The 12488-nt window shown below is 33.7% G+C and carries 12 protein-coding genes; 5 read left to right on the top strand and 7 right to left on the bottom strand.

All coding sequences use genetic code 11. The features are described 5' to 3' along the window. From nqrE to RM538_RS10905, 5 genes are all read right to left on the bottom strand, one after another. Entirely contained in the window at window positions 1-738 is a 738-nt protein-coding gene (gene nqrE, locus RM538_RS10925) for an NADH:ubiquinone reductase (Na(+)-transporting) subunit E (RefSeq protein WP_311333472.1), read from the bottom strand. A 75-nt stretch (window positions 739-813) separates the two neighbouring features. Then, window positions 814-1461: an NADH:ubiquinone reductase (Na(+)-transporting) subunit D gene (locus RM538_RS10920; protein WP_311333471.1), complete on the bottom strand. Its 648-nt coding sequence runs from the start codon at window positions 1459-1461 to the stop codon at window positions 814-816. Window positions 1462-1465: 4 nt separating this feature from the next. Beyond that, window positions 1466-2215, bottom strand: a complete 750-nt coding sequence (locus RM538_RS10915; protein ID WP_311333470.1) for a Na(+)-translocating NADH-quinone reductase subunit C — start codon at window positions 2213-2215, stop codon at window positions 1466-1468. Window position 2216: 1 nt separating this feature from the next. Further along, on the bottom strand, window positions 2217-3437 hold the full coding sequence (locus tag RM538_RS10910) for an NADH:ubiquinone reductase (Na(+)-transporting) subunit B (RefSeq protein ID WP_311333469.1): 1221 nt from the start codon (window positions 3435-3437) through the stop codon (window positions 2217-2219). 46 nt (window positions 3438-3483) lie between these two features. Next, on the bottom strand, window positions 3484-4833 hold the full coding sequence (locus tag RM538_RS10905; RefSeq protein ID WP_311333468.1) for a Na(+)-translocating NADH-quinone reductase subunit A: 1350 nt from the start codon (window positions 4831-4833) through the stop codon (window positions 3484-3486). Window positions 4834-5023: 190 nt separating this feature from the next. On the opposite strand from RM538_RS10905, the gene RM538_RS10900 reads away from it, so the two are divergent. From RM538_RS10900 to apaG, 4 genes are read left to right on the top strand one after another with little or no spacing between them, the layout of a single operon-like run. Further along, a complete protein-coding gene (locus RM538_RS10900) occupies window positions 5024-6277 on the top strand; it encodes a type IX secretion system plug protein (RefSeq protein ID WP_311333467.1) in 1254 nt (417 codons plus the stop codon). Between the two features lie 50 nt (window positions 6278-6327). After that, entirely contained in the window at window positions 6328-7719 is a 1392-nt protein-coding gene (locus RM538_RS10895; protein ID WP_311333466.1) for a pyridoxal phosphate-dependent decarboxylase family protein, read from the top strand. Between the two features lie 23 nt (window positions 7720-7742). Then, window positions 7743-8861, top strand: coding sequence for a DUF3667 domain-containing protein (locus RM538_RS10890; RefSeq protein ID WP_311333465.1), 1119 nt, complete (start codon window positions 7743-7745; stop codon window positions 8859-8861). Window position 8862: 1 nt separating this feature from the next. After that, a complete protein-coding gene (gene apaG, locus RM538_RS10885) occupies window positions 8863-9249 on the top strand; it encodes a Co2+/Mg2+ efflux protein ApaG (RefSeq protein WP_311333464.1) in 387 nt (128 codons plus the stop codon). Here the strand turns inward: apaG and RM538_RS10880 are convergent. Continuing rightward, the gene (locus tag RM538_RS10880) at window positions 9218-10234 is read right to left on the bottom strand and encodes a DUF6695 family protein (protein ID WP_311333463.1); all 1017 of its coding nucleotides are present in this window, start codon (window positions 10232-10234) and stop codon (window positions 9218-9220) included. The two genes, apaG and RM538_RS10880, sit on opposite strands and share 32 nt — an antisense overlap. Then, entirely contained in the window at window positions 10231-10932 is a 702-nt protein-coding gene (locus RM538_RS10875; RefSeq protein ID WP_311333462.1) for an NRDE family protein, read from the bottom strand. Before RM538_RS10875 ends, RM538_RS10880 begins: the two co-directional genes overlap by 4 nt. Window positions 10933-11260: 328 nt before the next feature. On the opposite strand from RM538_RS10875, the gene RM538_RS10870 reads away from it, so the two are divergent. Further along, on the top strand, window positions 11261-12488 hold a 1228-nt coding region (locus RM538_RS10870; RefSeq protein WP_311333461.1), incomplete at its 3' end, for a proprotein convertase P-domain-containing protein.

The raw sequence follows: 12488 nt of genomic DNA, 5'->3' as shown, positions 1-12488 counted from the left end.
TTATTCTTGTGTTATTTGAGATGCATCAACATCTTGTGTTGTTGCCATAATTTCTTTTTCAATTTCTTCAGAAGCTTCTTCAATTACAGCAGTTTCTGAAGCAGCTGGAGCTTCTTCATCTCCGCCTGTTAACATTCCTCCAAAACTCATAAAACCAATGGCCATAAGCCCTGTAATAATAAATGTTATACCAAGTCCTCGTAGTGGAGCTGGAACATTGCTGTAACGTATTTTTTCTCTAATGGCAGCAATGGCTATAATTGCTAAAAACCACCCTATTCCAGAGCTAAAACCGTAATTAAGTGCAAGGCCTAGGGTTTCTATTTCTCTAGACTGCATAAATAAAGATCCTCCTAAAATTGCACAGTTTACCGCAATTAAGGGAAGAAAAATACCTAATGAGTTATATAGTGAAGGCGAAAACTTTTCTACTACTATTTCTACCAATTGTACCATTGTTGCAATTGTTGCAATAAAAAGTATGAAGGATAAGAAACTTAAATCAAATTCTGCAAATTCAGGACCTAACCAAGTAAGCGCTCCTTCTTGCAAAATGTATTGATCTAATAGCCAGTTTAGAGGTACAGTAACGGTTAATACAAATATTACCGCAGCACCAAGACCTACTGCTGTACTTACTTTTTTAGATACTGCTAGGTAAGAACACATTCCAAGGAAATATGCAAATACCATGTTATCTACAAAAATCGATTTAAAAAATAATTCTAAATGTTCCATATTATATTTTAGTAATCAGTTTACAATTGCAGTTTACAGTAGCTTACACTTACTGAAAACCACAAACTGAAAGCTTTAATTTTCTTCTATTAAATCTTTATTTCTACTTCTTTGTACCCAGATAATTAATCCAACCACAATTAATGCCATAGGTGGCAATACCATAAAACCGTTATTCTCATACCCTATTGCATACAATCCTGTTTTTTCTACAGGGTCTCCTAGTACTTGAATCCCGAACAAAGTACCCGAGCCAAATAACTCTCTGAAAAAACCAACAATTATTAGAATTAGACCATATCCTGCAGCATTACCAATACCGTCTAAGAAAGAACGCCAAACGCCGTTCCCTAATGCAAAGGCTTCAAAACGTCCCATAATAATACAGTTGGTAATTATTAGCCCAATAAAGACTGAAAGTTCTTTACTTAAAGAATACGCAAATGCTTTTAAAACTTGGTCAACTATAATTACTAGCGTCGCTACAACGATAAGCTGTACGATAATTCTAATTTTTGATGGAATTAAATTACGCAGTAAAGAAATTACTATGTTTCCTACTCCCATTACAAAAATTACAGATATAGCCATTACGATAGAAGGCTTTAGCTGTGCTGTAATTGCCAATGCCGAACATATACCTAATACCTGAATTGTAATAGGGTTATTATCTGCTAAAGGGTCTAAGATTAATTTGCTGTCTTTTTTAGAAAGTAATCCCATTGTATTATTCGTTTAGGTTTTTAAAATAAGGTACGTACATTTTTACGTCCTTTCTCAACATGGCTGTTACTCCATCACCAGTAATGGTTGCTCCTGCCAATGCATCTACTTCATTATCTGTTTTGTCAGTATTTTTAGGGTCATTATTCCCTTTTGCAACATCTATTCCTTCAAATTCTCCACCATCAAGAAATTTTTCTCCGGTAAAATCATCCATAAAATAACGTTGCTTAATCTCTGCTCCAAGACCTGGTGTTTCTCCTTTGTGGTCAAAATAAACACCTGTAATAGTCATAGTTTTATCTACAGCAACAAAGCCCCAAATAGCATCCCAAAGACCTTTTCCTCTTACTGGCATCACATAGATTTCTTTTCCATCTTTCTCTCCAACAAATAACGGAAGTTTTCTTTTGTAGTTTGGATCTTTAGCTTTGGTAGCTTCTTTCTTAATATCTATTAAGTATGCCTCATCGTTCTCTGTAACTTCTCCTCCTTGAATAACATACTGTTTTGTGATGTATTTTTTAAACTCATCTTCTACTACATCAGTACCAATAAATTCTACATCATTATCACCTTCATTATTGTTAATTCCCATTGCATAGAGAATATTTTGTTGTTTTTCATAACGTTCATTTGCTTTTATCATAGGTTTTAACCCACTTGCAAAACCTGCAAGAAGTGATCCTACAATTACCACCATAATGATGGCGAAAATAACGGTATAACTATTTTTATCTGTATTGATTGCCATACTACGCTGTTTTTACTTTTAAACGTTTTGCTCTTCTTTTTACGTTTCCTTGAATCACATAATGATCTATTGTTGGAGCAAATACATTCATTAACAATATTGCTAAGAAAACACCTTCTGGATAGGCAGGGTTAAAGACTCTAATCATAATTGATATAAAACCAATTAAGAACCCATAAATCCATTTTCCTTTATTAGTTTGAGATGCTGTTACTGGGTCTGTTGCCATATAAACAGCACCAAATAATATACTACCTATAAATAGGTGTTGCCAGAATTCAACATTCATCAAGCCATAAAACTTAGACGACTCTGTAATCCAACCCGCGTCAACAACACCATTAAAAATTAGTCCCATAGCTAAGGCACCAACCAATGTACTTACAATAATTCTCCAGCTTCCTATCTTGGTTAAGATTAAGATTAAAGCTCCTACAATTATTAATAATTTTGAAGTCTCACCTACCGAACCTGGTATAAATCCTATAAATTGATCCCAAAGACTGTAATCAACTAGTCCATTACTAAACCCATTGTTTTGAGCTAAGCTTCCTAATATAGTTTCACCAGTTATTGCATCTGGTTGACCAACTGTGTCAACTGCTCCAGTAACCCAAACTTTATCTCCACTCATCCATGTTGGATATGCAAAGAATAAAAAGGCTCTAATAGTAAGTGCTGGGTTTAAGATATTCATTCCTGTACCCCCAAAGACTTCTTTCCCAATAACAACTCCAAAGATTACAGCTACAGAAAGCATCCATAATGGAATATCTACTGGTACAATAAGTGGCACTAACATTCCAGTAACAAGATATCCTTCTTCTACTTCATGTCCTTTAATTACTGCAAATAAAAACTCTACAGCAAGACCTACACCATAAGAAACCAATACTAGTGGTAATACTTTCCAAGCACCAATACTAAAGTTTGATAAGTTCCAAAACTCTCCACTAAAAAAGCTTATAGCTCTCTCAACTTCACCAGTTTGAACATTGTATTGATATCCCGCATTAAAAATTCCAAATAACAAACAAGGAACTAATGCCATAATTACCATATTCATGGTACGTTTAAGGTCATCTGCTCCTTTCACATGAGTTCCGCCATGTGTTGTTTCATTAGGTAAGTATAAGAAGGTGTGCAACGCATTAAATGCAGGCGCCATCTTCTTACCCTTATATTTCATTTTAAGCTTATGTAAATTTTGTTTCAATCCCATATTCTAAATATGTTAAACCTTTCGACAGCGCTCAAGGTGACATTTATTATCCTATTTCTTTATACATTAAATCCAACCCTTTTCTTATAATTTCTTGGTGTGGTTGTTTTGACACGCAAATAAACTCTGTTAGCGCAAAGTCTTCTGGAGCGACTTCATACATACCCATAGCTTCCATTGCATCAAGGTCTTGTACCATACAGGCTTTTAAAATTTGTAGTGGGTAGATATCAAGTGGAAATACCTCTTCATAATTACCAGTTACTACAAAAGCTCTGTGTTCTCCATTGGTATTTGTATTAAGTTCATATTTCTTTTTCGGAAATAACCAAGAAAAGGTTAATGCTCTCGAAGGTGAAATTTTATTGAAAATAGGTTTATTCCACCCAAAAAACTCATAGTCATCTCCTTCTGGAATTACACTTACAACATTGTTGTAAAATCCTAAATGACTTTTTGGTGAAATCTGTGTTCCTGAAAGCACATTACCACTTATTACACGTACATTTTCTTCATCTAGCCCACTATCGTATATAAAAGTAGAAACTTCAGACCCTATTCTTGTTTTATAATATTTTGGTGTTTTTACTGAAGAACCCGCCAAAGCAATAACACGTTCTGCATTGTATTTACCTGTAAGTAATAATTCTCCAATAATTACTAAATCTTGCGCAGCAACAGTCCAAACAGTTTCTCCTTTATTAATAGGAGCAATCATAGCAATTTGTGTTCCAACATTTCCAGCTGGATGTGGTCCAGAAACAGTATGTATTTTACAATCTGAAAGATTAGAAAATTCAGAACCAGATTTTGCTACAGATACATGTACATCACCTTCCGTTAGTTTACTTAAGGCAGTTATAGCTGTTTGTACTTCTTTTTCTTTTCCTTGTAATGCAAAATCTATATCTGCTGCTAGTGGAGCAGTATCAAACATAGAAATGTAAATTGCTTTTGGAGCAACTTCAGGATTTGCAATTACATCATACGGGCGTTGTTTAATAAAAGGCCAACAACCACTAGAAAGTAACAACTCCTTAATTACTTTGGCATCTGCTCCAGAAGGGTCTAACCTGCCAAAATCTTTAAAAGTATCTTGCTGCTCTGCTTCAATAGTAAGTTGTGTAATTACTCTTTTTGCACCACGTTCTATTTCGGTTAATGTTCCACTTACAGGAGAGGTAAATTTAATTGCCTCATTTGTTTTAGAATAAAAAATAGTATCTCCAGCTTGTACTTTAGCACCTTCTTTAATTACCATTTTTGGTGTAATTAAATGAAAATCTGAAGGTCTAATGGCAAATGTTCTGGATCTTGGTGCGTTGGAAAGTGTTTTATCCGCTTCGCCTTTTAAACGAATGGTAAGACCTTTTTTAATCTTAATGTCTTTGGACATAGGAAAGTCGTGTTAAAATTGTCTTTTTTTCTTTACTATGACACCTGCCACAATAAAGGTGTGCAAATTTAAGAAATAGTAATCCATACTACAACACATTAGCATAAATTTATTTACAAAAAATGTAAGGTTATGAACATACTATTTAAAGGCATGAAAATTGTTATCTTTAGCATTTTAAAAATCATTCATGAATATCCATTTATTTTTTAGCATATTTTTTGTTCTTTCTGTAATGAGCTCTTATGCTCAATATGAAGAAATTGTTGAACCTAGTTACATTAAAACCATCCAGTTTAGTGGTGGTAAAGGACAAAGCCAATTACCTATTATACGATTAGGTGATAGGCTTCGATTATCTTTTGATGCTCTAAATGGAAATGAAGACGATTTTTACTACATCATTACCCATCATAATTTTGATTGGACGGAAAGCGATTTATCTAAAGGAGAATACTTAGATGGTTTTGACGATGTACGTATTGAGACCTATGAAAATTCACTAAATACACTACAAATATATTCTAATTATCAATTAACTATCCCAAATAGAGAAACCCGAAAGATTGAAAAAAGTGGTAACTACATGATTACCATTTATGATGATGATGGCTATCCTGTTTTTTCAAGAAAATTTATGGTAGTTGAAGAAATTGCAGGAGTTTCAGTACAAATAAAAAGGTCTAGAGATTTAGAATTTATTGAAGAAAAGCAAGTTGTACAATTTACAATTAACTCTCCTTCCTTATTGTTGATAAACCCAAAACAACAAGTTAAAACATTGGTTCTTCAAAACAGCAATTTAAAAACAGCTATTACCAGTCTAAAACCACAATATACAATTGGCTCAGAATTAGTATATCGCTATGACCAGGAAGCTTCTTTTTGGGGCGGCAATGAATTTTTAGCCTATGATAATAAAGATGTAAGAGCTGCTAGCAATGGAATAAGAAGAGTCACTTTAAATGATTTGTATGAAAACTATTTGTTTACAGATACTGGTCGATACGATAGACCCTATACGTTTAACCCAGACATTAACGGAAATTTTGTTGTAAGAAATATTGATGTTGACAACCAAAATATAGAAGCCGAATATGTAAAAATGCATTTTAACCTTCAGTATTTTCAAGATATAGGGGACAAAGAAATTCACCTCTACGGAAACTTCAATAACTGGGCTATAGATGGTAGCACTTATATGGAATATGACCCTACTAGCAGTACTTACCGAAATTCTCGTCTATTTAAACAAGGTTTTTACAACTATAAATACGTCTTAGTAGATAGAGACGGAAGTATTGACCAAGGAGCAATTAGCGGAAATTTCTGGCAAACAGAAAATGAATATACAGTACTAGTTTATTATAGAGATTTAGGAGCTCGTTTTGATAGAATTATAGGTATGGGAAAAGGAAGCTCGGTAAACATCACTAATAACTAATTACCCTTCACTATTTATACTATTTTTACCACAACATCTAAAAAAATTACATGCAGCAAGATTTAGCCATTTTTAATTACTTAGCCGAAAAATTATTAGAAGCTGAAAAGCAACAACCTGTTGTAAAACCAATACCTGCTGAAGAATTATACGAAACTTTAGATATTTCATTATCAAACGAACCAACAAATGAAGCTTCATTTAAAGAAGCGTTAGAGCAGTTAATCCTAAATACTCCACGCACAGCAACAAAGCTCTTTTTTAACCAACTTTTTGGTGGCAGGAACCCAAAAGCAACCTTAGGAGATTTATTGGCAGTACTGCTAAACAACAGCATGTACACTTATAAGGTAGCAGGACCACAAGTTGGCATTGAAAAAGAAATTATAAAGAAGGTATGCGAGTTGGTTGGCTATAATGCTGATAGTGATGGAACTTTTCCAACGGGCGGTTCTATGAGTAACTATATGGCAATGGTAATGGCCAGAGACGCCAAAAACCCTGACACTAAATACAAAGGAGTCACTCAAAAAATGATTGCCTACACTTCTGCAGAGTCACATTACTCAACTTCAAAAAACGCTACTTTTTGCGGTATTGGAAGAGAACAAGTACGACACATTGCTGTAAACCAGTATGGACAAATAGAACCTCAAGCACTCTCACAAGCAATTAAAAAAGATATTAATTTGGGGCACACCCCTTTCTTTGTTAATGCAACAGCAGGAACAACTGTTTTGGGGGCATTTGATGCAATTGAACAACTCTTAGAAATTTGTAAAGAACACAATTTATGGCTACACGTAGATGGCGCATATTGCGGCAGCGTGATTTTTAGTAAAAAATATAAGCATCTAGTTGCTGGATTAGAAAAAGTAGATTCTTTCAGTTTTAATGCGCATAAAATGTTAGGAACTCCCCTAACTTGCTCTATACTAGTAACTAAGCATAAAAAACAACTGCGAGATTCTTTTAGTAATGATGCAGCATATTTATACCAAACAGATGGTGACGATTATAATTTAGGTAAAACATCTTTACAATGCGGTCGTCGTAACGACGCTTTAAAATTTTGGACACTATGGAAGTCTGTAGGTACAATAGGACTAGAAAGCTATGTAGACAAGCAGTTTGAACTAGCCGAAACAGCAAGAGATTACTTAAAGTCTAACTCTGACTATACCCTATATAGCTTTGATAATTCCATTTCAGTATGCTTTAACTACAAAGGGATTCCAGCTCAAAAATTATGCACTTTGCTTTATGAGCACGCAGAGATTATGGTTGGGTTTGGTAGTTTTAATGATACTGAATTTGTTCGAATGGTAACCATTAACTACGGGAATTCTTCAGAAGATATTCTACATTTTTTTAAAACACTAGAAAGCTTTGTTGCAAAGCAACCCATTTTTTTTGATACGGAAGTTTTTCAAGATAATTAACCAAAACAATTTATCTTTACTGTGTGAGTACTAACAAACCAATTAAAAACACAGATAGGAGGGCTACAGTATATCGTGGGACAAAATGCCTTAATTGCACACACCCCTTAGATTTAAGTGATGTATATTGTCCGTATTGTTCTCAATTAAACACTACTAAACAACTTTCATTAAAAGATTTTTTAGGAGAGTTTTTTAATAGCATTGTAAGTTACGATTCTAGGCTACGCTATACTTTAAAAGATTTGCTCTTTAGGCCAGGCATTGCTACTAAAAACTATGTGGCAGGACAACGGCTAAAATATGCTAACCCCTTCAGGTTTTTTCTTAGTGTTTCAATTATATATTTTTTAATACAAGGTTTAATAACTTCAATAAGTGCAGATTCAAATCCTTTTGTAAACATCAACGAGACTTCTTCCGAAAGGAAAAAGGAGAATACCACAAAAAATTCACCCTTAATTATAGCAACAGAAAAAGACACCATAATTCAAGCTAGAGATGCTATGAATCTTATTGATAGTGACACTATAAAAAAGAGTGAAAAATTCACGTACTATTCTGAAAAGCAATTGGACACTATGGAATGGGGAGAAAGATTAGTAACAAGATATAGATTATATAGTGACTTTTACGACGAACATAAAATAAAGCAATCTTCAAAAGCTATTGATAGCCTAAACCACACCAATACAAGATTTAATAGGTGGTTATATAGCAAAAATGAATCGATAGAAAATATTAAAGAAAAACCCCTTGAGTTTGTAAATTATTTAATGGGAAAAGTCCCCTTCTTTTTGTTTTTCTTTACTCCCCTTTTTGCACTTTTCTTTTGGTTAATTTATTCTAAAAAGAAACACTCATACATTGAGCATGTGATATTTATATTTCACATCTTTAGTTTTTTATTTTTAGGAATGTTAATCGCCATAATACCAGATCTATTATTTGGCAATGATATAGTAATGAGTGTTTTGTTTCTTCTCATTGGGCCTTTTTATTTTTATAAAGCATTAAGAAACTTTTATCAACAAAAAAGATTAAAAACTATATTAAAATTTGTATTTTTAAATTTCACTTTTTGGATAAGCACAACAGTAGCGGCCTTTCTATTCTTTTTAGTAACAGCTGCGATTTATTAATATGGTACAGTTAATCACCCAAGGAATTAAGGTTTCTGTAGAAACAAAATTTGAAGGTTCTATAATAAAGGATCAAGTAGTTCACTATGCATTTAAATACACAGTAAATATTCAAAATCAAAGTAATGACGTAGTACAGCTTAAATCACGTTTTTGGAAAATTAAGGACTCTCTTAATCATGATGAATCTGTTAATGGGCAGGGAGTTATTGGAAAAAAACCTGTGCTTCAGCCTGGTGAAAGTCATATGTACAGTAGTGGTTGTTTATTACAGTCTCCGCTAGGTGCGATGCGAGGCCATTATGACATGGTTAATTTTACTTCATCAAAAAAATTTAGAGTGTATATTCCAACCTTTAAGCTGAGTGCTCCTTTCGCATTAAATTAAATTCGGAAAACACTCCCACGCATTTAAACTCAAATTTACTTTTGTCTTGTATTATCGAGCAATGTTTACAATGCGAGTCGTATGTAAACTGAAATGCCTTTGAGGCATCAAAATCTTCGTTATAATAAACCCCATCAAAATCTTCTTCATGCTTATCATTATATCTTTTTATTCTATAATGATGTGCAGGCAACTCTTCATCTTTAAGAAGTAAAAACCAAGCGTTACTTCCAGTTCCTGTAAGTTGTTGTGCATTTTCAGGAAGTTCTTTTTTAGGCACAGGTACTAGATTACTGCTTCTTTTTTTATCAAAGTAATTAGTTAGGTTTTCTTTTAAGGCAGATCCTTTAAACGGTTTTATTACTCCATTAAAAACTTCATAAACTTTCCGGTTTAAAGATGCTTTTTCTACATTTCCAACTGTACTGGGTGTAAACTTTTTGTTGAAGTTTAATCGTTTTTTAATTTTTTTATTAGAAGTTGAAGCTAAAATTGTATCTGTAACAAATCTTGAGCAGTTACTTCCTTTTTTCCCAAAAGCTCCATAGGGAATACTGCCTTTTTTTTGTAGACTTTCTATAAATTTTTTTGCAGCATGGTAGTCAACATCATCACATACCGAAGCTAACAACCTACCCTCTCCATGTGTCTTTTGTGGGTTTGCATCTAGCCATAAAAGTAGAGAGTCAAGGTTCTTTAAATTACCATTAGAATCAAGTTTTGCATTAAAAGGAATAACCAATTCTGCATCTGTATTTGCTCCTCTTACTCTTCCATGTCCTTTTGGAGTTATATACCTTCCAAAATCAAAATAAGAAGCTTTTCCAGAAGTGTTATTTATTAAAATTAATGCCGCATGTCCAGCTTTAATGTACTCCTTAGTTCCTAAGCCTACAAGTGGTAAAAGTTTACAAATAAACTCTGTACTCATAGTAACAAAAGTATCAGGATAGGCTAAAACAAGTATTTTTCCGGTATGCTTCAAATTGAAAGTAGTGTAGTTTTTTTAATTCCTATATCTTCATATAACATAGAAATAGTAGTTCCATTTTTTTCAACTTGTGTAATACTTTTTGTTTTAACAAATCCTCTATCCATAACAAGGTTAGTTTTTATATCTCCATCCCCTGCACTTTTGTGAAAATCTAACAGTTCATTTGAAGTTGGATTTTCATTCTTTGTAAGAAACAAAGAAAACCAATCTCTTCTTTTTTGCTTAACATCTTGAGAATACAACAATGAAGAAGACCATATTTGTGGTTTATTTGGTTTTTTAGAAAAATGCTTAGTTGTACCATCCCAAACTATTTCTAGTAGTTGTAAGCTATTGCTCCAATTTATAGTTAGCAAGGTAAACGGCTCCACCCCATTAAAGTCATACTCTTCTAAAACTTTAATGTCACTATTAGCACACAAAACATCTTTAACCACAATTCCTCTACTCATTTTATAAGTCTCTTTTCTTGTATGAGTCGTAAAACCCCCGTTTAACAAACAAACCAATCTTTTTTTTGAAGATAGCCCTATCCAAGTCCCTCCAGCAAGAGCATCTTTTGGGTAGTGCAAAGTAGTATTGTTTTCAATATATTTTTTTGGAAAAACTGTATTTCTTGAAGGGGATTCATCTCTATTAGAAGTAGCTATAAAACCTTCTTTTGTTGGCAAAAAAGTAAAGGTGCACATAATTAGAAAATTTCATCCATGTTTATCTAGGATATGGGAGAAAATAAAGTTTTTTAGCTACTGTAGGCTATATTTTTCCCTTTTAAAAATGAAACAAGTAAAACTAGAAAGCAAGTGAATAGTATTTTTATTTTCATTATTTGAATTATTAATACTAATTAAACAATAAAAACAAATCTATTACAATTTAAATTAATAGAAAGCATGTTAGTCTATGAACGAAAAAAAGAGTTTTTTATCTAAAAAGCAACCAACATTAACACATTTTTAGTACTTTAGTAAAACTTTTTGTTAAAGAGAAAATATTATTAACTAATTTAAATTTATTATGAAAAAAATTACTTTAATTTTTATGGCATTACTTGTCACCTGCTTTGCATGGCAAGGAACTGCCCAAACTGTTACAGGTAGTAATTTAACCTTAACTGCCATACCAGACAATGATCCTGCTGGTGTTACAAATACTGTGGCTATTGCTGGTATACCAGCAGTATCAAATATTACCGATGTTGAGCTAGATATGGATATTGAGCATACATGGGTGGGCGATGTATCTATAACTCTTACTGCCCCTACTGGCGATGCTATTACAGTAGTAAATCGTCCAGGTAGAACAGGTGGTGTTGGTGCTGGAGACAGTAGTGACTATGCTACAGGTTTCCCAATAACTTTTACAGATGCATCTGTTAATGATGCAGAACAAATGGGTGACACAATACTTGGAGGTGATTCTGTTTGTGAAGATGATGGAATTTGTGATTACTTTACTAACCCAGATGAAGTTGGGGGCATAGCTAGTTTTGCAGATTTTGCAACTGCAATTAACGCTAGTGGTCTAGACCCTAATGGTAACTGGAGTGTATTAGTACAAGATGAAGCCGCAGGAGATACAGGAGACTTTTTTATTCCTGAGCTTAGAGTTACCTATATGGTAATACCGCTTTCTGGTGTTTGTGCTACAGATAACCCACAAGCTGTAGACGATTTTACTTCTGTAACATCTGTAGTTACATTAGCAAATCCTGGAGTTATTGGTGCAATGACAAATCAAAATACTTTTGAAGAAGCTTTAGTACAGTTACAACATGACAGAGCTGCTGATTTAGTGATGACATTAACCTCTCCTGCTGGAACTGTATTAGAATTATCTTCTAACAATGGTGGTGCAGATGGTTTAGACGCACAAGCAAATGTATTGTTTGTAGACGGACAGCCTAATGTAACAACTTGGACAGGTGCTCCTGTAGATGCAGCTGGATACGAAGCAGAAGGTGGTAGCCTAATGGCTACGTTTGCTGGTGAGCCAGTAGCTGGTGATTGGACACTTACTATTTTAGATGGTGGTCTTGGTGAAGAAGGAGATCTTTTTGAGTTTTGTCTTACAATTAACAACAATGGAGTAGTTGGAACACCTCCTACTATTTCTTGTCCTGCAGATATTACAATCACTACCGATGATGATGGAGCTGGAGATTGTACAGCCGCTGTATCTTTTGCAGATGCTGCTGCTATTGATGCAGAAGATGGTCCTATCCCAACAACACAAATGGCTGGTC

The sequence above is a fragment of the Patiriisocius hiemis genome (genome assembly GCF_031846325.1).
Taxonomy (GTDB): domain Bacteria; phylum Bacteroidota; class Bacteroidia; order Flavobacteriales; family Flavobacteriaceae; genus Patiriisocius_A; species Patiriisocius_A hiemis.
This window is presented reverse-complemented; position numbering and strand designations above follow the sequence as displayed.